Origin of the sequence: Neobacillus niacini, from assembly GCF_023715785.1 — a bacterium.
GTDB classification, from domain to species: domain Bacteria; phylum Bacillota; class Bacilli; order Bacillales; family Cytobacillaceae; genus Neobacillus; species Neobacillus niacini_E.
Genome location: NZ_JAMBOX010000004.1, coordinates 188,148 through 211,740, shown reverse-complemented (window position 1 = coordinate 211,740; position 23,593 = coordinate 188,148). Strand labels below are relative to the sequence as shown.

Here is a 23,593-nt window from a genome sequence, read left to right as displayed (position 1 = left end):
TCTACTCCTGTATAATAAGATAGTCTGAGGGGTGAAACATGCATGTTAAAGTCGAAAACAAGATGGATTGTTCGTAAATCTGACCAGCATCTAGCAAAAAAGCTGGAAAATGAATTGAAAATAACACCCTTTGTTGCATCGCTGCTTGTCAATCGTGGCTTCGATACCGTTGAATCTGCACGGTATTTTTTATTTGCCAAGGATGAATTCCATGACCCGTATTTACTAAGAGGAATGGATCTTGCCGTTAACCGGATTCGGGAAGCAATCGAAAAAAGAGAGCCGATTCTTATTTTTGGAGATTACGACGCGGATGGTGTCAGCAGCACTTCAGTAATGATGATAACCCTTCGCGATTTGGGAGCGAATGTCCAATTTTATATCCCTAATCGATTTACCGAAGGCTATGGTCCAAATGAACCCGCTTTCCGCCAAGCTGCGGAGGCAGGAATTAAATTGATTATTACCGTAGACACCGGCATATCCGCTGTCCAAGAAGGTGCTGTTGCCAAAGAGCTTGGCCTTGACCTGATTATTACTGACCACCATGAACCTGGACCGGTTTTACCAGAAGCTTTGGCGATCATTCATCCCAAGCTTCCTGACAGCCAATACCCGTTTCGTGACTTGGCAGGGGTAGGCGTTGCGTTTAAATTGGCCCATGCCCTTTATGGCAGGCTTCCAGAGCACTTATTGGAAATCGCCGTGATTGGCACCATTGCAGATCTGGTTTCGTTAACAGGTGAAAATCGCCTGATTGCCAAGAAAGGTCTTGAAAAGCTAAAAACCACCCAAACAATCGGGCTAAAAGCCTTATTAAAAATAGCGGGTGTAAATCCGATGACCGTTAACGAAGAAACGGTAGGATTTACATTGGCACCAAGAATCAATGCTGTCGGCCGCCTGGAAGACGCAGAGCTGGCAGTTCGGCTGTTTCTTACCGATGACCCGGTCGAGGCGGAAGAATTGGCGGAGGAAATGGACGAGCTTAACAAATTGCGGCAATCCATTGTCAATACTATTACCGAGGAAGCCATTGAAGAAGTCGAAGCAAAGTTTTCGGATCCTGCCAACAAAGTGCTTGTCATCGGGAGGGAAGGTTGGAATGCCGGGGTAATCGGCATTGTCGCTTCCCGGCTTGTCGAAAAATACTTCCGTCCGACGATCGTTCTCAGCTTTGATTCCGAAAAAGGCATTGCCAAAGGGTCTGCGAGAAGCATTCCGGGATTTGATTTGTTTCATAATCTGTCAACATGCCGTGACATTTTGCCTCATTTTGGCGGGCATCCGGGAGCCGCCGGGATGACGCTCAGCATAAATGATGTTCCCGAGTTAAGGGAAAGATTAAACCGCCTTGCCGCTGAAACTTTAGCGGATGAGGATTTTATTCCGGTGACCTATCTCGATGAGGAGGTTCACCTGGAGGATATTAATCTTGGTTCATTAGAAGAAATGAATTTGCTTGCCCCCTTTGGGATGGACAATTCCAAGCCCAAGGTGTTAATAAACAATGTTGACATTACCAGCATCAAGAAAATCGGCAGCGACCAAAACCATTTAAAGATCTTGCTGAATGACAATGGTGCCAATTTGGATGGGGTCGGCTTTGGTTTGGGGCCATTGGTTGATGAAATCTCTCCTGCATCAAAAATTTCATTAATTGGGGAATTATCCGTAAATGAATGGAACAATATACGTAAACCGCAAATTTTTGTTCATGACATCGCTGTTATAAAGTGGCAGTTATTTGATTTCCGTGGCCAAAAGCGGCTTCACTCGATTGTGGATGCTGTTCCCGCTGAAACCAGGAAGATTGTTTTATTTAACCAGGACCATTTTGAAAAAATCAGCCCTATATTAAAAGATGATGCCGTCCTGATTCAAAATTCCGATGAGGCGGTCCGCTTTGATTGTCACCAGGCTAATCTTGTATTGGCAGACTTCCCGACATCAAAAAACATGTTGACACAGTTATTGAAGGGGAAACAGCCGGCGCGAATATACGCTTATTTTTACAAGGAATCCAGCGATTTCTTCAGCACTGTCCCTACCCGGGAACATTTTAAATGGTACTATGCATTTCTGCTCAAAAAAGGACCGATTGACTTAAGGCGTTACGGTGCAGATATTGCAAAAGCGAGAGGCTGGTCGCAGGAAACAATTAAATTTATGTCAAAGGTGTTTTATGAACTGGATTTTGTTACAATTAACAATGGATTTATCACACTAAACAGGTCGGCGCAGAAGCGCGATTTAACAGACTCGAGAACCTATCAATTAAAACAGGAGCAATATGAACTGGAAAAAGAACTGCTGTTTTCTTCCTTCCAGGAGTTGAAAGCCTTGTTCGATACACTGATTGAAGAGCCTGTTAAGCTTGAGGAGGCAGTTAAGGAATGGATTTAAAACAATTTGTGGCTATTGTACCGGATTATCCAAAGCAGGGTATTGTTTTCAAAGATATTACGCCATTAATGAACGATGGCGCAGCCTATAAATATGCAACAGACCAGATTGTTGAATACGCGCAAGATAAAAATATTGATATCATTGTCGGCCCTGAGGCACGTGGATTTATTATTGGCTGTCCGGTCGCTTATGCGCTTGGAGTAGGTTTTGCCCCAGTGCGTAAGGAAGGAAAGCTGCCACGCGAAACGATAAAAGTCAGCTATGGCCTCGAATATGGAAAAGACGTTTTGACGATTCACAAGGATGCGATTAAACCCGGCCAGCGTGTGCTGATCACCGATGACTTACTGGCAACTGGCGGCACGATTGATGCGACAATACAATTGGTGGAACAGCTGGGCGGCGTTGTTGCGGGAATTGCCTTTCTGGTGGAATTATCTTATTTGGAAGGCCGCAACAAGCTTGAAGGCTATGATATCTTAACATTAATGCACTATTAATAAGTTCTTAGGGGCACTCGGGAGCAAGAGTGCTCTCTTTATATAGTTTTAATAAAGTTTGTTTTCATTGAAAATTCGACAAAAATGATATAAATTGCAGAAAAAAGTCTTTATCTCTTTACATCTCCACCATTTTTTTCGATAATAGTAACAATCATTCTAGTTTAGGAACGATTTTTCATAGAATGAAATGATATATAAAATACCGACTCGTATTTTAGTCAAAAATAAAGGTGATTTCATGGCGAATGATCAAGTGTTAACAGCCGACCAAGTCATCGACAAGACAAGAAAATATTTGAACGAAGAGCATGTTGATATGGTAAAAAAGGCGTATGAATTCGCCAAACATGCTCATCGTGACCAATATCGAAAATCCGGCGAGCCCTACATTATTCATCCAATCCAAGTTGCTGGGATACTGGCAGATTTGGAGATGGATCCGGCAACGGTTGCGGCTGGTTTTCTTCACGACGTCGTTGAGGATACAAGTGTAACCTTAAAGGATATCGAATCCGAGTTTAATGACGAAGTGGCAATGCTTGTTGACGGGGTTACAAAGCTGGGAAAAATTAAATATAAGTCTCATGAGGAGCAGCAGGCGGAAAATCACCGGAAAATGTTTGTGGCCATGGCCCAAGACATCCGGGTTATTTTGATTAAGCTTGCTGACCGCTTGCATAATATGCGGACACTCAAGCATCTTCCGTTGGAAAAACAGCGCCGGATTTCAAATGAAACACTTGAAATTTTCGCCCCTTTGGCACACCGTCTGGGGATTTCCAAGATTAAGTGGGAGTTGGAGGATACCGCGCTCAGATATTTGAATCCGCAGCAATACTACCGGATAGTCAATCTGATGAAAAAGAAGCGGGCAGAACGCGAGCAATATCTTGAGGATGTTATTGAAGAAGTAAAGGCGCGGATGGGTGAAGTTTCCATTAAAGCGGAGATTTCGGGCCGTCCAAAGCATATTTATAGTATCTATCGAAAAATGGCACTCCAAAACAAGCAATTCAGCGAAATCTATGATTTGCTTGCTGTTCGAATTGTCGTCAATAGCATAAAGGACTGTTATGCGGTATTGGGCATCATTCACACCTGCTGGAAGCCGATGCCAGGACGATTCAAGGACTATATTGCGATGCCGAAGCCGAATATGTATCAATCGTTGCATACCACTGTCATTGGGCCGAAGGGAGACCCGCTTGAGGTGCAAATTCGAACGGTTGAAATGCATCGAATTGCCGAGTTCGGGATCGCCGCCCACTGGGCTTATAAAGAGGGCAAAGCGATCAATGACAGCTCTACCTTTGAACAAAAGTTGACATGGTTCAGAGAAATTCTCGAATTCCAAAATGATACCGCGAATGCGGAAGAATTTATGGAATCATTAAAGATTGACTTGTTTTCCGACATGGTATTCGTGTTTACCCCAAAAGGGGATGTCATCGAATTGCCATCCGGTTCAGTCCCGATTGATTTTGCCTACCGGATTCACTCCGAAATTGGCAATAAAACGATTGGGGCAAAGGTGAACGGGAAAATGGTGACGTTGGATTATAAGCTTAAAACCGGCGATATCATTGAAATCTTAACTTCCAAGCACTCCTACGGTCCGAGTCAGGATTGGCTAAAGCTTGCCCAAACTTCACAGGCGAAAAACAAGATTCGTGCCTTTTTCAAGAAGCAGCGTCGTGAAGAGAATGTCGAAAAAGGCAAGGAAATGGTTGAAAAAGAAATCCGCAACATGGAATTTGACATAAAAGAAATTTTGACGGCTGATAATCTTAAAAAGGTCGCCGAGAAATTTAATTTTTCCAGCGAAGAAGATATGTATGCGGCCGTGGGCTACAACGGCGTCACAGCGTTGCAGGTAGCAAACCGTCTGACGGAGAAATGGCGCAAAAAACGCGACCAGGAACAGTCGGCCAGTATTACGAATGCCATCACTGACTTAAAGGCGTTTCCGTCGGCTAAAAGACGGGAATCCGGCGTAAGGGTGCAAGGAATCGACAATTTATTGATCCGCCTTTCCAGGTGCTGCAACCCGATTCCAGGCGATGAAATTGTCGGCTATATTACGAAAGGCCGAGGCGTATCTGTGCACCGCGCCGACTGCACCAATATCGACTCGGGAGATGCCCAGTCAAGATTGATTCAGGTTGAGTGGGAATCGGCGTTAAATGATCGGAAGGAATACAACGTCGATATTGAAATCAGCGGATTTGACCGACGCGGGCTGCTGAACGAGGTTTTGCAGGCGGTCAATGAAACGAAGACCAATATATCGGCTGTTTCGGGAAAAACCGACCGCAATAAAATGGCGACAATCAATATGTCAATCGCGATTCATAACGTTAGCCACTTACAAAAGGTCGTTGACCGAATTAAACAAATCCCGGATATTTATTCGGTGCGCCGAATGATGAACTAAGGAGTTTTAGAGGATGCGAATAGTTGTTCAACGCAGTAAGCAGGCAAGTGTCACTGTCGCAGGAGAAGTTAAGGGGCAAATCAAGAGCGGACTTGTTCTCTTGGTTGGCGTCACCCACGATGATAAAGAAGAGGACGCAGCCTATCTTGCCGATAAAGTTGCCAGCCTAAGAATTTTTGAGGATGCTGACGAGAAGATGAATCTATCACTGCTGGATGTTGGCGGTGAAATCCTGTCGGTGTCCCAATTTACACTGTATGGGGACACCCGTAAAGGCAGAAGGCCCAGTTTCATTGATGCGGCAAGACCTGAATATGCAATTGGGATTTATGAGACCTTTAACAAGCTGCTTCGTGAAAAAGGGATTCACGTTGAGACAGGTGTCTTTGGCGCCATGATGGATGTTCAATTAATCAACGACGGTCCAGTTACATTAATAATTGAGAGTAAAGCATAGAGAAAGGCTTGGCACATAATTGGCGCCAAGCCTTTACTTTTTCCTGCTAACTTTCTTTAAAATATCTTGCCAGTCCTTCATATAACCCGGATGCGGCATTTTCCTGGTAGCTCCCTGTTTTAACAGTCATTTCCTCCTCAGGATTGCTGATAAACCCTAGCTCCATCAAAACTGCTTTCTGATTGTTTTCACGGATGACATGGTAATCGCCAATGGCAACGCCGCGGTCACCTAGTTTCGTTTTCCCTACCGTGGATGCATAAAGGGTTTCCGCCAGTTTTCGTTGGTAGACATGATAATAATACCCAGTCATCCCGCGTGCACTTCTGTCTTCGTTGGCGTCAAAATGCAAGCTAATAAACGCATCGGCATTTTTCGAATGGGCCAAGCTTACCCTTGATGGCAGTGAAATAAATGTATCGCTGTTGCGTGTCAAATACACATTAGCTCCAGCCGCCCTTAATTTATCGTATAGAAGTCTCGCTGTGCGGAGGGTAAGGTCTTTCTCCAATGTTCCGCTGGCTCCTGTTGTTCCTCCGTCCCTGCCGCCGTGTCCAGGGTCTATAACAATTGTTTTATTTTTCAAATATCCACCGGCACCCGACTTCTCAATACGAGGCACAGTACCGCTGGCAGAGACAATCCATCCGGCAATATATCCGGTGCTGCCGTCCTTTAACTTAATTTGATACCAATCATTTTCTACCCCGCTCACTTGAAAGGTGTCCCCCTCATTGGCGCGAAGCAGTACGTCCGATTGGGCGTTGGGCTCCGTTCGAATATTTGATCCATTTTGCAGAATGGTGATCGAACTCTCATGTTCAGTTTTTCCTTGTTCAGTAGAAACGGGCTTTGTATTTTTTGTCTGGTCAAGATACCAAGCCGCAACCCAGCCAACCTTCCCAGAATTGTACTCTATTTTCAGCCAATTATTTTTTTCCTCAAGAATGGAAAAGCTTTGTCCTTTGGTTACGCTTCCGATGACGTTCGAATCTAATGAAGCATCAGACCGGACACTAAGGCTTGAGGCTGTTACCGTCCCTTTTAAATCGCTAGTCGGCTTCTTAGCGGCGGTCTTTACAGCCACACCTTGGTTGTCCAGATATTTGGCATTGACCCATCCTTTTACTTTTAGATAGCTGACTTCAGCCCAGTCATTTTGTTTGGATAAGATAGTAACGCTTGTCCCTTTTGACAGCTTGCCGACAATCGTGCTTGACGCAGAGGGGCCCTTGCGAATATTTAATGTGTCGGTACTCACCACTGCTGTACCAGTCACCTTGGCAGCGGCAGGTGTTGCACTTGATTCCTGTTTAACAGATGTAATACTTATGTACTCTTTGGATACCCAGCCTTCGCCAAACGAGGATGAGATTTTATACCAGTTTTCGTTTTGGCTGAGGATGGTCACCTCTTGCCCTTTGGTTAACGAACCGACCACTTGAAAGCTTGTCCCGGGACCTGAGCGAACCCTTAACTGACCGGTGTTGGCTTTGGCTTGAGTTTTTTCTGTACCGGTTGCAGCCTTCACGGTATTAACTTTATCGCTTGTAACGAGCCAATTGACGACCCAGCCTGTTTTCCCGAGTGATAGCTGAATTTGGATCCAATCTCCTTTTTCTTTAACGATTGGATATTTTTCCCCTCGTACTGCCTTCTTTGCCAATGGATAGCTTAGACCGGGTCCGGTACGGACATTGACGGTATCAGATGCAATGACAACCGAACCGCCCGCAGCCTCCATTTTTTCTTGCGGCAGGAAGGCTCCGAAAATGAGAATAACGGATAATACCAGTAAACTTAACTTTTTTGTCATCGTGAACCTCCTTCTCAAATTCATTTTAACGTAAAGTTTGCTGAAAATCATTCCTAAATTGCCAATTTCGGCCATATAATAATAATTTGCAATGGTTTAGCGAATGATTTCACCCTGTTTGGAAATAATAAGCATAATAGGAAGTCCAATCAGGGGGGATTAGCAATGAGAGCAAGCGACAAAGCTTCAAACATACAATCAATGGATGGACGGTTGTTCGGGGTGGATTTTCATGATTTTATTCAAAAAGAGCAGCACTCAGGGACATTTGAGCTTGCTTCTGAATTTGGATTATCGATGCGCGATGTCAGAAAGTTAAAAAAACGGCTGGAAAGATCATAATTCTTGCTTGACATTGCCGACGATGCTCCGTATTATTATTAAATAATGAAATTATCTGAACCAATGATGGAGCATAGTAGTTAAGGCGAAATCCATGAAAAGAGAGGAAATGCCCCGGGCTGAAAGTATTTCCGCATGAATCTTAATGAAAGAACACTCCGTAGGTTTCTCTCTGAAAAAGATCTGGTCTCTAGTAGGAGAAGAACGTGACAGGCGTTAACTGTTTGAGAGGAAAGGCTTATGCAATTTTTGGCCTTTCAACTAGGGTGGCACCGCGGAAGCAAACTTCCGTCCCTTGTTTTATACAAGGGATGGGAGTTTTTTTATTTGGAAAAAATGTCCGCTATACATAAAAAATGAAAAAAAGAAGGAGGGCTTTCTGCTATGTCAATTAGCTTACCAAGAGGGACGCAGGATATTTTGCCAGGCGAAGTGGAGCTGTGGCAGCTGATTGAAACGAAGGCGCGTGAGCTTTGTGAAAAGTACCAATATAAAGAAATTCGGACACCGATTTTTGAGCATACGGAGCTGTTTTCACGGGGTGTGGGGGATACCACAGATATCGTTCAAAAGGAAATGTATACATTCGAAGACCGCGGTGGCAGGAGCATTACATTAAGGCCCGAGGGCACTGCCTCAACGGTGCGAGCATTTGTCGAGAAAAAAATGTTTGGCTATGCCAATCAGCCTGTAAAGCTTTATTATATGGGACCGATGTTCCGCTATGAACGCCCGCAATCGGGCCGATTCCGCCAATTTGTCCAATTTGGAATCGAGGCGCTTGGAAGCAATGATCCGGCAATAGATGCCGAAGTCATCTCCCTGGCGATGAACCTATATAAGGGATTGGGCTTGACGAAGCTCAAGCTGATTATCAACAGTCTTGGCGACAAGGAAAGCCGCAATGCACACCGAGAGGCGTTAATCAATCACTTCAAACCAAGAATTGGCGAGTTTTGCAAAGACTGTCAAAACCGGCTTGAAAAAAATCCACTTCGCATTTTGGATTGCAAGGTGGACCGTGACCACGAATTGATGAAATCGGCGCCATCGATTCTCGATTACTTAAACGAGGAATCGCAAGCCTATTTTGAAAAGGTGAAAACTTATTTGACCCAGCTTGATATTCCGTTTGAGGTTGACTCCAATCTCGTCCGCGGCCTGGATTATTATAATCACACCTCATTTGAAATCATGAGTAGCGCCGAAGGCTTCGGAGCGATTACGACCCTGTGCGGCGGCGGACGCTATAATGGCCTGGTTGACGAAATCGGTGGACCGGAAACACCGGGAATTGGGCTTGCCCTTAGTATTGAACGTCTGATCGCCGCTCTAAAGGCTGAGGGCGTTGAAATGGAAATGAATGAGAGCATCGATATTTACCTGGCGGCGCTTGGAGAAGAAGCTAAGGATTACACGGTCGTACTGTTGCAACAGCTTCGCCTCGCCGGTTTTTCTGCCGAAAGAGATTACTTGAATCGAAAAATTAAAGCCCAGTTTAAAGCCGCTGACCGCCTAAAGGCAAAGTATGTGGCTATTCTTGGTGACGATGAGCTTAAAAACAGCAAAATCAATGTGAAAAATATGGCGTCAGGGGAACAAAAGGAAGTGGACCTTGATTCTGTTGTGCAATATTTTCAAGGGTTGAAGGAGGAGTAACGCATGTTTGGGAGATCGTATTTTTGCGGTGAAGTACCTGAAACAGCAGTAGGGGAAAAAGTGACATTAAAGGGCTGGGTCCAGAGACGACGCGACCTTGGCGGGTTAATTTTTATCGATTTGCGCGACCGTTCCGGGATTGTTCAAGTCGTATTCAATCCGGAGGTATCAAATAATGCCTTGGCGATTGCGGAAAAAATCCGTAACGAATATGTATTGGATGTTGTCGGAACCGTCGTGGCCCGTGAGCCCGGCACTGTCAATGAAAATTTGAAAACTGGAAAAATCGAAATTCAGGCTGAACAAGTAACGATTATTAATGAGGCCAAAACACCGCCGTTTACGATTTCCGACAAAACGGATGCAGCGGAGGATATCCGGCTAAAATACCGTTATTTGGACTTCCGCCGACCGGTTATCTTTGAAACATTAAAAATGCGCCATAGAGTAACCAAGCAAATTAGGGATTTCCTGGATTCGGAAGGATTCCTGGATATTGAAACACCGATTTTAACGAAAAGCACACCTGAGGGGGCGCGCGACTATTTGGTTCCAAGCCGTGTGCATCCGGGAGAATTCTACGCGTTGCCGCAATCACCGCAGCTGTTTAAGCAATTGCTGATGGTTGGGGGAGTGGAGCGGTACTATCAAATCGCCCGCTGCTTCCGTGACGAAGATTTGCGTGCTGACCGCCAGCCAGAATTTACCCAAATTGACATTGAAACAAGCTTCTTAAGCCAGGATGACATCATGGAATTGATGGAACGAATGATGTCCCAGTTGATGAAGGAAGTCAAAGGCATTGAGGTGACTGTGCCATTCCCGCGGATGAGTTATGATGAAGCGATGAGTCGCTTCGGCTCAGATAAGCCTGATACCCGCTTTGGTCTTGAGCTTGTTGATCTGTCTGAAATCGTGAAGGAATCCGGGTTTAAAGTATTTGCTTCAGCCGTTAGAAGCGGTGGACAAGTGAAAGCCATCAATGTGAAGGGAGCTGCTGAAAAGTACTCGCGCAAGGACATTGATGCGTTAACGGAGTTTGTCGCTGTATATGGCGCCAAAGGTCTTGCCTGGCTGAAGGTTGATACCGAAGGATTAAAGGGACCGATTGCGAAATTCTTCCCTGATGAAGATGCCGCGGCATTAACAGCAACCTTGGAGGCCTCAGCAGGGGATTTGCTCCTGTTTGTTGCCGATAAAAAGTCTGTTGTGGCCGATGCGCTCGGAGCGTTACGTTTAAAGCTTGGCAAAGAGCTTGGCCTAATTGACCAGAGCAAATTCAATTTCCTTTGGGTAACGGATTGGCCGTTATTGGAATACGACGAGGAAGCAGGCCGCTATTTTGCTGCCCACCATCCATTTACCATGCCGGTTCGGGAGGATTTGGAATATTTGGATAGTGATCCGTCAAAGGTGCGCGCCCAGGCCTATGACATTGTACTGAATGGCTACGAGCTTGGCGGCGGTTCATTGAGGATATTCGAGCGGTCGATCCAGGAAAAAATGTTCAATGTGCTTGGCTTTACTCCTGAAGAAGCTCAGGCTCAGTTCGGCTTCCTGTTAAACGCGTTCGAATATGGAACACCTCCGCACGGTGGAATTGCCCTGGGACTTGACCGATTGGTGATGCTGCTGGCTGGAAGAACTAACCTGCGCGATACGATTGCTTTCCCGAAAACAGCAAGCGCCAGCGACCTGTTAATGGATGCGCCGAGCGAGGTGGCTCCGGCTCAATTGACAGAGCTTAATTTGTCATTAAATGTTAAAAAATAACTGGAATTTGCTTTCAGGCCGCCTTGAAGGCATCCTGAAAATATGCTATGATTAAATCAATCAAGAAGAGTCCTGAAATGTTCGTTGTGTTACCTGAAGTTTTGACCGAACACATTTTATCCGGGAGTCCAGCGTTTTCCGATTGCGTAAAAGCCCCACTCTATAACGAGCAAGGGGACTTACAAAACCGGGAACAGGACACCCACCTGCTGAGTGCGGGATCAAAACGAAGGATCAAAAAGCGACGGCACCATTGGGACTCTTCGCTTTTTTTAATCATTCAGCCTCTCTGCTCATGCAGAGGGGTTTTATTTTCGTTATTTAATATAATTCCTATCCAGATACTTGTTTTTATTGATGAGTATGATATATTTTTTAGGGTGAAAAATATTAGAATAAAATCGAAATTAATACTTGGAGTGAACATAATGCTGCATCAATTTTCTCGTAATGAGCTTGCGATAGGTAAAGAAGGACTCGATATTATGAAAAATACCACCGTGGCGGTTCTCGGCATTGGCGGAGTAGGCTCCTTTGCCGCGGAAGCACTGGCCCGATCGGGTGTCGGTAAATTAATCCTTATCGATAAAGACGATGTCGATATTACGAATATTAACCGCCAGTTAATCGCCCTGCTGTCTACAATCGGCCAGCCTAAGGCTGATTTAATGAAGGAGCGGATTAAAGATATTAATCCGGATTGTGAAGTCATCGCGTTAAAAATGTTCTATACTGAAGAAACCTATGAGGAAATTTTCAGCCATAACTTGGACTTTGTCGTGGATGCTTCGGATACGATTGTTTATAAAATCCACTTGATGAAGGAATGCCTCAAAAGAAAGATCCCGATTATCTCAAGCATGGGTGCAGCCAATAAAATGGACCCGACCCGGTTCCAAATCGCCGATATTTCCAAGACTCATACTGACCCGATTGCAAAGGTTATCCGGACAAAGCTCCGTAAAGAAAGAATTCACAAAGGGATTCCTGTAGTCTTTTCCGACGAAAGTCCGATTGTCATTCGTGAGGATGTCAGACAAGTTGTCGGGAATGACAAAGCCGAAATTCGAAAGGCCCAAATGCCGCCTGCTTCCAATGCGTTCGTGCCGTCAGCCTGCGGGTTAATCATGGCTAGCTACGTGGTGAGGGAACTGTTAAAAGACATTAAAATTGTCCGAGTGAGCGACGAGAAATAGAAAAATCCCCGGATTGGGGATTTTTTGCTTTAGAATGTTTTTGCCAATTCTGTAGCTTTCTGAATGGCATTATTAACAATTTCGGTGGCCCGATCCGGTGCTTGGTCCATTCCTTCGACAAACAGCTGATAAAAATCTGCAACACCCAGGAAGGTTAACAGCATTTTTACATATTGGCTGGCAGGATCCGAGCCATTGTAGAAACCGCCGTTGGCCTGAATATGAAGGACTTTTTTGCCTTCGGCCAATCCAACCGACCCAGTTTCCGTATATTTAAATGTCTTACCGGCAACTGTAATCGAATCAAACCATGCTTTTAATCGTGTTGGGATACTTAAATTCCATAATGGATTGGCGATAATTACCTTATCCTGCTCCATAAAGCCTGCGGTAAATGAATTAAATAGCGTTACTTTATGCTGTTGAGAGTTGGATAATTGATAAAAGGGTTTGCCCTGTCCCAGCTCATCCCAGGCATCTAACAAGTCCTGATCGATTTCAGGGACCATCATATTAAAGAGATTGATGTCTTCAATATAGTCATCCGGATGGTGCCTCCGGTAAGATTCAACAAAAGCATCTGTCACTTGCATCGAGCGAGAGGTTCGCTGGTTTAATGGATGGGCCCTGACAACTAACACTTTAGCCATATTTCCCCTGCTTTCTGTGAATATTTATATGGCTTAGTTTTCTCGTTACAGACAGAAATATGAATCCCAATTTTTCAAAAAAAAGAGCCGGTGTTGGTATCCGGCTTGTTCTCATTGGGCTTTTATTAAAAATCGGCAATGGTCTTCATCATCGGTCTTGCAGGTAACTCTTTTGACGAGTTCTGTGCCCAAAACGTTTTTAAACATATTGGTTTCACAGCTGCATGCCTTTTTATATTGTTTCGCCACTGTGAAAATCGGGCAATTATATTCAATCAACTCATACGTTTTGTCATCAATTTTTTTCAGTTCGGCCATATAGCCCTTCTTAAGTTGGATTTCCTTCAGCTGGTGAACTTTCTCAGCGAAATTTTTGTTATGCATTTGGGGCAAGTAATTTTTTTTCTGGCGCTCGCTTCTTTTTTCCAATAGAAGGTCGATTATTTCCTCCCCATGCAATTCTTCAAGGTCCTGAAGAAATTCAATCGCCAATGTCTCGTAACTGTTAGGAAACATTTCATCCGCCTGTGAAGATAAAGAATAGACCTGCAACGGCCTTCCCATCGGCTGCCGGACTTCGGTGATCGTAAGGAGCGAATCTCGTTCCAAAACGGTCAAGTGTTTTCTGACCGCCATTTCAGTAATCCCCAAAAATTTAGACAGTTCGCTTACGGTTAGATTTGTCTCTTTTTTTAATAGTTCAAGGATTTTATCTTTAGTTGAGACTCTTACGCCCATTGTTCATCACCTGCCTATATTTATCAAACCAAAAGGAATGAAAATATGCAAAATTATAAGGTCCATTGTAACATATTTATTTACTGGTATACTACTTTTTGATTTATCAAAACTAATATGGGAGTATCGACTAAAATTATTTTATTTTCCATTTTTCTTTTTAGTATAATATGACAGAGGAGGAATAAATTTATGGAAATTGTCATCAGTAATCAGGCATTAAAGTGGTTTAAGGAAGATATCGGGCTTAAAAGCGGTGATACATTGCGGTTTTATACGCAGATTTATGGCAATAGTCCAGTTCAGAAAGGCTATAGTTTGGCTTTTACAGTGGAGGAGCCAGTAAAAGTTGCTGTCAGTTCTCAAATGGATGGGATTCTATTTTATATCGAAGCGGATGATTTATGGTTTTTTGACGGTCATGACCTTCATATTGAGTATGATGAAAAAGAGGATGAACTGGAATACAAATATGTAAAGCCATGAGTCCGTTGTGCCGGTTGGCATTCGCTTAAAGGAGCAATTCGCAATGGAAAAAATCAAGCATATATCCGGTGATTTAAAGGATTGGATTTTGCAGACAGTGAATAACGGCGCAGCCCCTGAGGCAATCGTTAATGCAATGGTAATAAAAGGATTTGACGAAGTGTTTGCCCTAAGGACCATCCTACGGATTATTGGAAACCAATCAATTGAAACCAAAGATAAGCAAATTCCTTATTTGCATGAAGTACCTGATATAGGACAGAAGGGCAATACACTTTATACCAGTGACCGTGAAATTAAGGTCCTTTCCAGAGTTGAGCATCCATTTATCCTGCACCTGGACAATGTCTTAAGCATGGAAGAATGTGATGAACTGATTAATCTCTCTATGGGTCGACTGGAGCCATCCCATGTCATTGACGCTAGTACCGGTGAGGAAGTAGCGGTATCGGGCAGGACAAGCAAGGGGATGTACTATACCATTCGTGAAAATTCGCTTGTTTGGAAAATTGAACAAATAATCGCTGAATTAACGAATTATCCGATTGAACAGGGAGAAGGGCTCCAGGTTTTACACTATAAAATTGGCGAAGAATACAAGCCTCACTTTGATTATTTTCCTTCAGGACAGATTAAAGCGGAAAAAGGCGGACAGCGAATAGGAACCTTTTTAATCTACTTAAACGATGTTTCATCAGGTGGGGAAACAGTCTTTCCAAAAGCCGGTGTTTCAATTGTCCCTAAAAAAGGCTCTGCCGTTTATTTTCATTATGGCAATAGCAAAGGGCAGGTGGATCGATTTTCATTACATACCTCTGTACCAGTTACACAGGGTGAAAAATGGGTTGCCACTAAGTGGATTAGGCAGCGGAAAATCTACTAGAGAGGGACAGCTTTAAAAGTAATTGTCTAAGTAGTCGTTTTTATTTTCTAAACTTATTAGTTGAAAAAGTTAAATATCCTGCACTATAATGAGAGAGTAATCAATTTAATAATACAGGGGGACTATAAAATGGCAAAGTATGAACTACCGGCTTTACCTTATGCAGCAAATGCACTTGAGCCACATTTCGATGAGCAAACAATGAATATTCACCATGACCGCCACCACGCTACATATGTGAACAATTTAAACGCCGCTCTTGAAGGACATGATGACCTTTCAAGCAAGAGCGTCGAAGAACTAATCGCTAACCTGGACGCTGTTCCTGAGAATATCCGCACTGCTGTACGCAACAATGGCGGCGGCCATGCTAACCATAGCCTATTCTGGAATATCCTTGCTCCAAATGCAGGCGGCGCACCAACAGGTGAAATTGCCGATGCGATTAATCAGGCATTCGGAAGCTACGAGCAATTCAAAGATGAGTTTACTAAAGCGGCTACAGGCCGTTTCGGTTCTGGCTGGGCTTGGCTAGTCGTAGATAACGGCAACCTTGCTATTACTAGCACACCTAACCAAGACAGCCCATTAATGGAAGGCAAGAAGCCTGTTCTTGGTCTTGATGTTTGGGAGCATGCCTACTACCTGAAATATCAAAACAAGCGCCCGGATTACATCGGTGCATTCTTTAACCTGATTAACTGGGACGAAGTGAACAAGCTTTATAAGCAAGCGCAATAATTAAAAAATCCCTCGCGAGGCTGATGTTTCGGTCTCACGAGGGATTTTTTTTGGCTAATTTTTTCGCGAAAGCTTTTCGTAAACAGTCGCAAGCGCTTGTTCGAATTTACCCGTCTTTTTCGGCTCATAGTATTGTTTATGCTTGATCCTGTCCGGGAGATATTGCTGCGGCACCCAGCCATTTTCATAATCATGCGGGTACTTGTAGCCGATGCCTCTGCCAAGGTCCTTTGCCCCCTTATAATGGGCGTCCTTTAAATGATCCGGCACATCGCCGGTTATTCCTTTTTGAATATCGGAAAGGGCCGCATCGATGGCCATAATCGCTGAATTGGATTTTGGCGACAGGCATAATTCGATGACCGCATTCGCTAGCGGAATCCTCGCTTCAGGAAATCCCAGCCGTTCTGCCGTTTCAATTGCCGCTAATGTCCGGGCCCCGGCCTGCGGATTGGCAAGCCCAATGTCTTCATAGGCAATCACGATTAAGCGGCGGGCAATGCTGACCAGATCTCCGGCTTCTATTAATCTGCCGAGGTAATGCAGGGCCGCATTGACATCACTGCCGCGAATCGATTTTTGAAACCCCGAAAGGACGTCATAATGGGCATCCCCATCCTTGTCGGCTGCGATACTTTTCTTTTGCAAACACTCTTCGGCGGTTCCAACATCAATCTGAATGACGCCATCCTCATCCGGGTCAGTCGATAGGACAGCCAATTCCAAAGCATTTAATGAACTCCTTACATCGCCTCCTGAACCTTGGGCAAAATGTAACAGAGCCTGATTGGAAATTTCAATCTGGTAATCACCCAAACCGCGTTCTTTATCTGCCACAGCGCGAATTAAGGCCTGTTTGACTTCATCGGGAGTCAGGGGCTTCAATTCAAATATTTGACAGCGGCTGCGTATGGCCGGATTAATCGCGTGATAGGGATTGCTCGTTGTAGCCCCAATCAACACAATCATTCCATTTTCCAAATAGGGCAGGAGAAAATCCTGCTTCGCTTTATCGAGCCGATGAACCTCATCAAGGAGAAGAATGACTTTTCCCGACATCTTCGCTTCGGCGGCGACGATTTCCATGTCCTTTTTATTGTTTGTAACGGCGTTTAATGTTCGAAACGCATATTTAGTACTACCGGCAATCGCGCTGGCAATCGACGTTTTGCCAATGCCCGGCGGACCATATAGAATCATTGATGTAAGCTGTTTCGCTTTGACCATTCTGGCGATAATTTTTCCATCACCAACAAGATGCTGCTGGCCGGCGACCTCTTCCAGGCTCCGAGGCCGCATCCGAAATGCGAGAGGTTTTGACTGCATAATCATCTCTCCCAATAAATATTCGCTCTAATCTTATCATTTTTTTCCGAAAAAGCATATTAAAGAAGAATATGATATAATTCAAATGCCTATCAATTAACTAAGAATATTTTTTAAAAATAGAGGTGTAATGATGAAAATATCAACAAAGGGACGGTACGGTTTGACCATTATGATCGAACTGGCGAAAAATTATGGGGAGGGGCCGACTTCCTTAAAAACGATTGCCCAGGCCAACGATTTATCTGAACATTATTTGGAGCAATTAATTGCTCCGCTCCGAAATGCAGGATTGGTAAAAAGTATTCGAGGCGCTTACGGCGGTTATATTTTATCCGATATTCCTTCCAAGATTACGGCGGGCGATGTCATTCGGGTCCTAGAAGGACCGATTACTCCTGTCGAAGGAATCGAAGATGAAGAGCCGGCGAAACGGGAGCTGTGGATTCGGATCCGCGATGCCATCAGGGATGTGCTTGATAATACCACACTCGAGGATTTGGCTAATCACCGCGATGATGCGGAAATGGAAGGTTATATGTTTTATATTTAATGACAATGGTAATACTGGAGAATTATTTTGATAGAAGGTGTAATCCATGGAACGAATTTACCTCGACCATGCCGCCACCTCGCCTATGCACCCAAAAGTCATTGAAAAAATGCTTGAGGTCATGAACAGGACGTTCGGAAATCCCTCGAGCATCCATTCGTATGGCAGGGAAGCGCGTCATGAGATTGATTTGGCGCGCGCAGTGATGGCGAAAAGTATTGGCGCTAAGGAAAACGAGATTATTTTTACAAGCGGCGGAACGGAAGCCGATAATATGGCATTATTCGGGGTCGCCGAAAGCAGCGAACAAGGAAAGCATATTATTACCACCGCTGTCGAGCATCATGCGGTCCTTCATGCCTGTGAAAAACTGGAGAAACTTGGCTATGAGGTCACCTACCTGCCTGTCGATGAGACAGGGATGATTTCGCTTGCGGATTTGGAACGGGCATTAAGAGCCGATACGATTCTCGTTTCAATCATGTATGGCAACAACGAAGTCGGCAGCTTGCAGCCTATTACGGAAATTGGACAGCTTTTAAAAGACCATCCTGCGAAATTTCATACCGATGCTGTTCAGGCATACGGAATGGAAGCCATTGATGTGAATGAAAGTTTGATCGATTTGCTATCCGTTTCCGCCCATAAAATTAACGGGCCAAAGGGGACAGGCTTTCTGTATGTCCGGTCTGGAGTAAAGTTGGCACCCCGGCTGTTTGGTGGCGAACAAGAACGCAAGCGCAGGGCCGGTACCGAGAATGTCGCTTCGATTGTCGGTTTCCGCGAAGCCGTGGAGATTGCGATGGAGGACCGTGATGCCAAGCGGGAGAAGTTTGCCCAGTTTAAACAGATCTTTTTGAAAGTCCTTCAAGAGCATGAAGTGGAGTTCGCGCTAAACGGAATGCTTGAAAAATCTTTGCCACATATATTAAACTTAAGCTTTCCGGGCACTAACGTCGAAGCCATGCTTGTGAATTTGGATTTGGCAGGAATTGCGGTTTCCAGTGGATCCGCCTGCACGGCTGGGTCGATCGAGCCGTCGCATGTGCTGGTTGCCATGTTTGGCAAAGAGTCAGAGCGGTTAACGAACTCGATTCGCTATAGCTTTGGGTTTACGACGAGTGCTGAAGAAGTCATGAATGCGGCGGAAGAAACGGTTAAGGTTGTTTCGCGCTTGAAAAAATAAATTTTTTATTAATTTGCAGCAAAGAGAGGTGAACAAAAGTGGAAACACGTGATCCAAAAGACATTAGGGTGGTTGTAGGAATGTCAGGCGGCGTCGATTCCTCTGTAGCAGCCTTGCTCTTGAAACAGCAAGGCTACGATGTCATCGGCATTTTTATGAAAAACTGGGATGACACTGACGAAAACGGGGTTTGCACCGCGACGGAGGATTATAATGACGTCATCCGCGTCTGCAATCAAATTGGCATTCCCTATTATGCCGTCAATTTTGAAAAGCAATATTGGGACAAGGTGTTTACCTATTTCCTTGAAGAATACCGTGCCGGACGCACGCCCAATCCTGATGTGATGTGCAACAAGGAAATCAAGTTTAAGGCGTTTTTGGAGCACGCGATGAATTTGGGTGCGGACTATCTTGCCACCGGCCACTATGCCCGGGTGGAATATCGCGATGGGGAATACAAAATGCTGCGCGGTATAGATGAAAATAAAGACCAAACGTATTTCCTGAACCAGCTGTCACAGGAGCAGATTAGCAAAGTCATGTTCCCAATCGGGAATCTGGAAAAAGCAAGAGTCCGGGAAATTGCCACAGAAGCGGGTCTTGCTACGGCTGCAAAAAAGGACAGCACCGGGATCTGCTTTATCGGCGAACGGAATTTCAAGGAGTTCCTTGGTCAATACCTTCCTGCTCAGCCGGGCAATATGGAGACCTTTGACGGCGAGATCAAAGGCCGCCATGAAGGGTTGATGTATCACACCATCGGCCAACGCCATGGGCTTGGCATTGGCGGTTCCGGTGAGCCGTGGTTTGCAATAGGCAAGGATCTAAAACGGAATGTTTTATATGTCGGCCAAGGCTTTCATAATGAAAAGCTCTACTCCGATTCCATTATTGCCACGAATGTAAGCTGGGTATCCAATCGGGAGAAATTGGCAGAATTTGATTGTACGGCCAAGTTCCGTTACCGTCAGGAGGACCATAAAGTTAAGGTTCGCTTGCTTGAAGGCGGCCGTGTTGAGGTCATTTTCGCCGAACCAATTCGTGCGGTGACACCAGGACAGGCGGCTGTGTTTTACGACGGAGATGAATGTCTCGGCGGCGGAACGATTGATGAAGTCTATAAAAAGGGCGAACGCCTGACATATGTTGGTTGATGTTGACCCCGATTCCGGTTGCCGGAGTCGGGGTTTTTTGGGGGGAATAACTTTTACAGCGGTCTGACGACGGGCAAAGCACACCCGTATACGTCGCCTTCCAAGAGCAAAATATGGTATACTTCCCTTTGAAATGGAGTTGAAAAATAGTGGATAAAAACCAATTAGGTGTCCAATACATGCAGGAAGGCAATCTGGAAGAGGCAGCAAAGGCCTTTTACGATGCCATTAACGAAGACCCGAAAAATCCAACCGCCTACATTAATTTCGGCAATGTCCTTGCCGCTTTGGGCGATAACGATAAAGCGTTAAATTTTTATAAAAAAGCGATGGAAATCGATCAAACTGCGGCGGCGGCCTATTATAGCGCAGGCAACCTTTATTTCAGCAATGAGGAATATGACCAGGCAAAAAAAATGTTTGAGATCGCATTGAAACATGGCCTCGACACAGGCGATAACTATTTTATGCTCGGGCTTACCCTGATGCATTTGGAGCAGCCAAAATTTGCGCTTCCGTACCTTCAAAGAAGTGTCGAACTCAATGAGGATGATGCAGAGGCCAGGTTCCAGTATGGGTTATGTCTGACCCAATTTGAGCTCATTGATGAAGCGATGGAGCAATTCACAAAATGCATTGAGCTCGACCCGACTCATTCAGATGCTTACTACAATCTCGGTGTTGCCAATGTTTTTAAAGATAATGCCGAAAAAGCGGAAGAAATGTTTACGAAAGCGCTGGAGATTCAACCGGATCACTTGCTGGCGGGACATGCCAGGAAAATCATGAATCAATAATAGAACAATTTAAACAGGGAAGGAGGGAGCGAAATGGAAAAGCAGGATTCATTGGATTTGTTCGGTAATCAAGGGAAATTTGTTAAGGGCCGGCCGATTGTCACGATTTTTCATAATGAGCAAAACCTGTATACAGTGCTTAGAATCCGTGTCGATGAAACAAATGATCAATATAGTGACAAAGAAGCGGTCATCACCGGTTATTTTCCAAAAATCCACGAGCAGGAGACCTATATTTTTTACGGCGAATTTAAGGAGCATCCCCGGTTTGGCCCGCAATTTTCGGCAAGCCATTTTCGCAAGGACATGCCGCAATCGAAGCAGGGCGTGATTGCATACCTCTCAGGGGAAATGTTTAAAGGCATTGGTAAAAAAACAGCGGAAAACATTGTCGAAACATTGGGGGAAGATGCTATTTCTAAAATTCTCAACCAGCCGTCCCTTTTGGATTCCATTCCAAAGCTCCCTCCCGATAAGGCGAAAACACTGTATGATACATTGATGGAGCACCAGGGTCTAGAGCAGATAATGGTCGCCCTCAACCAATACGGATTCGGACCTCAGTTGTCGATGAAGATTTATCAGGCGTATAAGGAGAATACCCTGGAGGTCATCCAGAAAAATCCCTATCAGCTTGTTGAGGCTGTCGAAGGGATCGGGTTTGGACGGGCCGATGAGCTTGGTTTTCAACTGGGGATTTCCGGCAGCCATCCTGACCGAATAAAAGCGGCCTGTTTGTATACGCTGGAAAATGAATGCATGCAAACAGGGCATGTCTATGTCCATGCCGAGGATTTGCTGAAGCAAGTAAAGTCCCTCCTAGAGGAAAACAAACGGGACCAAATTGATTTTCTTGCGATCTCCAATGAAATCATCAAGCTTGAAGAAGAGGGGAAAATCATCGGCGAGGAGAAGCGCGTCTATTTGCCGTCGCTATTTTTTGCGGAAAAAGGACTGGTAACAAGCATCAGCCACATCCTAAAGCAGACAGAGTACAAGGACCAATTTCCAGAGTCGGAGTTTTTGCTTGCCTTGGGAAGCTTGGAGGAAAGGCTTGGCGTTCAATACGCGCCCACACAACGTGAAGCGATTCAAACGGCACTAATGTCACCGATGCTGATCTTAACCGGAGGACCAGGAACCGGGAAAACAACGGTCATTAAAGGAATTGTCGAGCTTTACGCAGAACTCCATGGCTGCTCGTTAGAACCAAAGGATTACTTACATAAAGATGAACCATTTCCATTCTTGCTGGCAGCGCCAACGGGCAGGGCGGCCAAACGGATGAGCGAATCGACAGGTCTTCCCGCTGTGACGATCCACCGCCTGCTTGGTTATAATGGAACGGAAAACTTTGACCGTGATGAAAACAGCACGCTTGAGGGAAAAATATTAATTGTTGATGAAACGTCGATGCTCGATATCTGGCTCGCCAACCAGCTGTTTAAGGCGTTGCCTGAACATATACAAGTTATTTTGGTCGGTGACGAGGACCAGCTGCCGTCAGTCGGTCCTGGCCAGGTATTAAAGGACCTGCTGCGTTCCGAACGGATTCCCACCGTCAGATTAACAGATATATACCGTCAGGCAGAGGGGTCTTCGATTATCGAACTTGCTCATGAAATCAAAAAAGGCCACTTGCCTAACGATATTACGGTGAAGCAAGCCGACCGCTCGTTTATTAAATGTGTCACCGCCCAGGTCCCACAGGTCGTTGAAAAAGTGGCCTTAAATGCGAAAAACAAAGGCTACACCGCAAAGGATATTCAAGTTCTGGCACCCATGTACCGCGGCCCGGCAGGGATTGACCGTCTAAATGTGCTGCTTCAGGAAATTTTTAATCCGAATCCCGATGGAAAGCGCAAAGAAATTCAGTTTGGCGAAGTCAAATACCGAATTGGCGACAAGGTGCTGCAGCTCGTCAATAAGCCCGAAAATAACGTGTTTAACGGGGATATCGGCGAAATCATCTCGATTATTTATGCTAAGGAAAATACAGAGAAGCAAGACATGATCTATATTTCCTTTGAAGGAAATGAAGTCGAATACACGAGGCAGGATTTAACGCAAATTACCCATGCCTACTGCTGTTCGGTCCATAAATCGCAGGGAAGCGAGTTTCCAATTGTTATTTTACCCGTAACGAGAAGCTATTATCGGATGCTGCGAAGAAATTTGATTTATACGGCGATCACAAGGGCGAAGCAGTCATTGCTGCTATGCGGCGAGGTTGATGCGCTGCAAATGGGTGTCGAGCGTGCTGATGAGCTTTCCCGCTTGACAAGCCTCTGCGAAAAACTGCAAGAAGCCATTCCTGGGAAAACAACCGCTTCAACAGTAACAGCTGACCATTCCAGTACAGAAACGAAACAAACAGGGCTTTCTTTAGAGGAAGAGATAATGCAGGCTGACCCGATGATTGGGATGGATAATGTTTCACCTTATGATTTCCTTGTGAATGACTGAAACTAAGAATGTTCAAAGGAG

Annotated in this window: 20 protein-coding genes, 1 other RNA gene and 1 other annotated feature; of the genes, 17 read left to right on the top strand and 4 right to left on the bottom strand. The window is 44.9% G+C overall.

From position 1 onward, the window contains the following. The first annotated feature begins 42 nt into the window (after positions 1–42). The 4 genes from recJ (at position 43) to dtd (ending at position 5,803) form a co-directional block, all read left to right on the top strand. Positions 43–2,406: a single-stranded-DNA-specific exonuclease RecJ gene (gene recJ / locus M3234_RS10655; RefSeq protein ID WP_262304691.1), complete on the top strand. Its 2,364-nt coding sequence runs from the start codon at positions 43–45 to the stop codon at positions 2,404–2,406. Continuing rightward, entirely contained in the window at positions 2,397–2,909 is a 513-nt protein-coding gene (locus tag M3234_RS10650) for an adenine phosphoribosyltransferase (RefSeq protein ID WP_066311720.1), read from the top strand. Before recJ ends, M3234_RS10650 begins: the two co-directional genes overlap by 10 nt. Before the next feature lie 241 nt (positions 2,910–3,150). Next, positions 3,151–5,346 carry a RelA/SpoT family protein gene (locus tag M3234_RS10645; protein WP_262304690.1) on the top strand — a complete coding sequence of 732 codons (2,196 nt, stop codon included), beginning with the start codon at positions 3,151–3,153 and terminating at the stop codon, positions 5,344–5,346. Between the two features lie 13 nt (positions 5,347–5,359). Next, positions 5,360–5,803, top strand: coding sequence for a D-aminoacyl-tRNA deacylase (gene dtd / locus M3234_RS10640; protein ID WP_262304689.1), 444 nt, complete (start codon positions 5,360–5,362; stop codon positions 5,801–5,803). Positions 5,804–5,849: 46 nt separating this feature from the next. Here the strand turns inward: dtd and M3234_RS10635 are convergent, their stop codons facing one another. Next, positions 5,850–7,619 (bottom strand): SH3 domain-containing protein, encoded by a 1,770-nt coding sequence (locus M3234_RS10635; protein WP_262304688.1) that lies wholly within the window; start codon positions 7,617–7,619, stop codon positions 5,850–5,852. Between the two features lie 165 nt (positions 7,620–7,784). On the opposite strand from M3234_RS10635, the gene M3234_RS10630 reads away from it, so the two are divergent. From M3234_RS10630 to M3234_RS10610, 5 genes are all read left to right on the top strand, one after another. Beyond that, a complete protein-coding gene (locus M3234_RS10630) occupies positions 7,785–7,961 on the top strand; it encodes an RNA polymerase subunit sigma-70 (RefSeq protein ID WP_066311734.1) in 177 nt (58 codons plus the stop codon). Positions 7,962–8,015: 54 nt separating this feature from the next. Continuing rightward, positions 8,016–8,260, top strand: a binding site (T-box leader). A gap of 85 nt (positions 8,261–8,345) precedes the next feature. Then, positions 8,346–9,620, top strand: a complete 1,275-nt coding sequence (hisS, locus tag M3234_RS10625; RefSeq protein ID WP_262304687.1) for a histidine--tRNA ligase — start codon at positions 8,346–8,348, stop codon at positions 9,618–9,620. A gap of 3 nt (positions 9,621–9,623) precedes the next feature. Further along, on the top strand, positions 9,624–11,393 hold the full coding sequence (gene aspS, locus M3234_RS10620) for an aspartate--tRNA ligase (RefSeq protein ID WP_262304686.1): 1,770 nt from the start codon (positions 9,624–9,626) through the stop codon (positions 11,391–11,393). 66 nt (positions 11,394–11,459) lie between these two features. Then, a non-coding RNA gene (gene ssrS, locus M3234_RS10615) (6S RNA) lies at positions 11,460–11,657 on the top strand. 164 nt (positions 11,658–11,821) lie between these two features. Beyond that, complete coding sequence (locus tag M3234_RS10610) at positions 11,822–12,589, top strand: tRNA threonylcarbamoyladenosine dehydratase (protein ID WP_262304685.1); 768 nt, start codon at positions 11,822–11,824, stop codon at positions 12,587–12,589. Between the two features lie 29 nt (positions 12,590–12,618). Here M3234_RS10610 and M3234_RS10605 read toward each other — a convergent pair whose 3' ends face one another. Both M3234_RS10605 and M3234_RS10600 read right to left on the bottom strand, forming a co-directional pair. Beyond that, a complete protein-coding gene (locus M3234_RS10605) occupies positions 12,619–13,239 on the bottom strand; it encodes an NAD(P)H-dependent oxidoreductase (RefSeq protein ID WP_262304684.1) in 621 nt (206 codons plus the stop codon). A gap of 111 nt (positions 13,240–13,350) precedes the next feature. Then, positions 13,351–13,977 carry a helix-turn-helix transcriptional regulator gene (locus M3234_RS10600; RefSeq protein ID WP_262304683.1) on the bottom strand — a complete coding sequence of 209 codons (627 nt, stop codon included), beginning with the start codon at positions 13,975–13,977 and terminating at the stop codon, positions 13,351–13,353. A 192-nt stretch (positions 13,978–14,169) separates the two neighbouring features. On the opposite strand from M3234_RS10600, the gene M3234_RS10595 reads away from it, so the two are divergent. The 3 genes from M3234_RS10595 to M3234_RS10585 all read left to right on the top strand — a co-directional run bounded on the left by M3234_RS10595 (position 14,170) and on the right by M3234_RS10585 (position 16,087). Then, entirely contained in the window at positions 14,170–14,463 is a 294-nt protein-coding gene (locus M3234_RS10595) for a HesB/YadR/YfhF family protein (RefSeq protein WP_262304682.1), read from the top strand. 43 nt (positions 14,464–14,506) lie between these two features. Further along, a complete protein-coding gene (locus tag M3234_RS10590) occupies positions 14,507–15,346 on the top strand; it encodes a 2OG-Fe(II) oxygenase (protein WP_262304681.1) in 840 nt (279 codons plus the stop codon). 129 nt (positions 15,347–15,475) lie between these two features. Continuing rightward, positions 15,476–16,087, top strand: coding sequence for a superoxide dismutase (locus M3234_RS10585; RefSeq protein ID WP_262304780.1), 612 nt, complete (start codon positions 15,476–15,478; stop codon positions 16,085–16,087). A gap of 54 nt (positions 16,088–16,141) precedes the next feature. Here the strand turns inward: M3234_RS10585 and M3234_RS10580 are convergent, their stop codons facing one another. After that, positions 16,142–17,413 carry a replication-associated recombination protein A gene (locus M3234_RS10580; protein WP_262304680.1) on the bottom strand — a complete coding sequence of 424 codons (1,272 nt, stop codon included), beginning with the start codon at positions 17,411–17,413 and terminating at the stop codon, positions 16,142–16,144. A 133-nt stretch (positions 17,414–17,546) separates the two neighbouring features. On the opposite strand from M3234_RS10580, the gene cymR reads away from it, so the two are divergent. From cymR to recD2, 5 genes are all read left to right on the top strand, one after another. Next, positions 17,547–17,966 carry a cysteine metabolism transcriptional regulator CymR gene (cymR, locus tag M3234_RS10575; protein ID WP_262304779.1) on the top strand — a complete coding sequence of 140 codons (420 nt, stop codon included), beginning with the start codon at positions 17,547–17,549 and terminating at the stop codon, positions 17,964–17,966. Positions 17,967–18,012: 46 nt separating this feature from the next. Next, complete coding sequence (locus M3234_RS10570) at positions 18,013–19,152, top strand: cysteine desulfurase family protein (protein WP_262304679.1); 1,140 nt, start codon at positions 18,013–18,015, stop codon at positions 19,150–19,152. Between the two features lie 38 nt (positions 19,153–19,190). Next, complete coding sequence (gene mnmA, locus M3234_RS10565) at positions 19,191–20,309, top strand: tRNA 2-thiouridine(34) synthase MnmA (RefSeq protein WP_311315639.1); 1,119 nt, start codon at positions 19,191–19,193, stop codon at positions 20,307–20,309. A gap of 149 nt (positions 20,310–20,458) precedes the next feature. Beyond that, on the top strand, positions 20,459–21,106 hold the full coding sequence (locus M3234_RS10560; protein ID WP_262304678.1) for a tetratricopeptide repeat protein: 648 nt from the start codon (positions 20,459–20,461) through the stop codon (positions 21,104–21,106). A 33-nt stretch (positions 21,107–21,139) separates the two neighbouring features. Next, positions 21,140–23,572: an SF1B family DNA helicase RecD2 gene (gene recD2 / locus M3234_RS10555; RefSeq protein WP_262304677.1), complete on the top strand. Its 2,433-nt coding sequence runs from the start codon at positions 21,140–21,142 to the stop codon at positions 23,570–23,572. Positions 23,573–23,593 lie beyond the last annotated feature (21 nt).

Coding starts and splice junctions, on each gene's coding strand:
- recJ (WP_262304691.1), top strand. CDS start 43: ATGTTAAAGTCGAAAACAAGATGGATTGTTCGTAAATCTGACCAGCAT.
- M3234_RS10650 (WP_066311720.1), top strand. CDS start 2,397: ATGGATTTAAAACAATTTGTGGCTATTGTACCGGATTATCCAAAGCAG.
- M3234_RS10645 (WP_262304690.1), top strand. CDS start 3,151: ATGGCGAATGATCAAGTGTTAACAGCCGACCAAGTCATCGACAAGACA.
- dtd (WP_262304689.1), top strand. CDS start 5,360: ATGCGAATAGTTGTTCAACGCAGTAAGCAGGCAAGTGTCACTGTCGCA.
- M3234_RS10635 (WP_262304688.1), bottom strand. CDS start 7,619: ATGACAAAAAAGTTAAGTTTACTGGTATTATCCGTTATTCTCATTTTC.
- M3234_RS10630 (WP_066311734.1), top strand. CDS start 7,785: ATGAGAGCAAGCGACAAAGCTTCAAACATACAATCAATGGATGGACGG.
- hisS (WP_262304687.1), top strand. CDS start 8,346: ATGTCAATTAGCTTACCAAGAGGGACGCAGGATATTTTGCCAGGCGAA.
- aspS (WP_262304686.1), top strand. CDS start 9,624: ATGTTTGGGAGATCGTATTTTTGCGGTGAAGTACCTGAAACAGCAGTA.
- M3234_RS10610 (WP_262304685.1), top strand. CDS start 11,822: ATGCTGCATCAATTTTCTCGTAATGAGCTTGCGATAGGTAAAGAAGGA.
- M3234_RS10605 (WP_262304684.1), bottom strand. CDS start 13,239: ATGGCTAAAGTGTTAGTTGTCAGGGCCCATCCATTAAACCAGCGAACC.
- M3234_RS10600 (WP_262304683.1), bottom strand. CDS start 13,977: ATGGGCGTAAGAGTCTCAACTAAAGATAAAATCCTTGAACTATTAAAA.
- M3234_RS10595 (WP_262304682.1), top strand. CDS start 14,170: ATGGAAATTGTCATCAGTAATCAGGCATTAAAGTGGTTTAAGGAAGAT.
- M3234_RS10590 (WP_262304681.1), top strand. CDS start 14,507: ATGGAAAAAATCAAGCATATATCCGGTGATTTAAAGGATTGGATTTTG.
- M3234_RS10585 (WP_262304780.1), top strand. CDS start 15,476: ATGGCAAAGTATGAACTACCGGCTTTACCTTATGCAGCAAATGCACTT.
- M3234_RS10580 (WP_262304680.1), bottom strand. CDS start 17,413: ATGCAGTCAAAACCTCTCGCATTTCGGATGCGGCCTCGGAGCCTGGAA.
- cymR (WP_262304779.1), top strand. CDS start 17,547: ATGAAAATATCAACAAAGGGACGGTACGGTTTGACCATTATGATCGAA.
- M3234_RS10570 (WP_262304679.1), top strand. CDS start 18,013: ATGGAACGAATTTACCTCGACCATGCCGCCACCTCGCCTATGCACCCA.
- recD2 (WP_262304677.1), top strand. CDS start 21,140: ATGGAAAAGCAGGATTCATTGGATTTGTTCGGTAATCAAGGGAAATTT.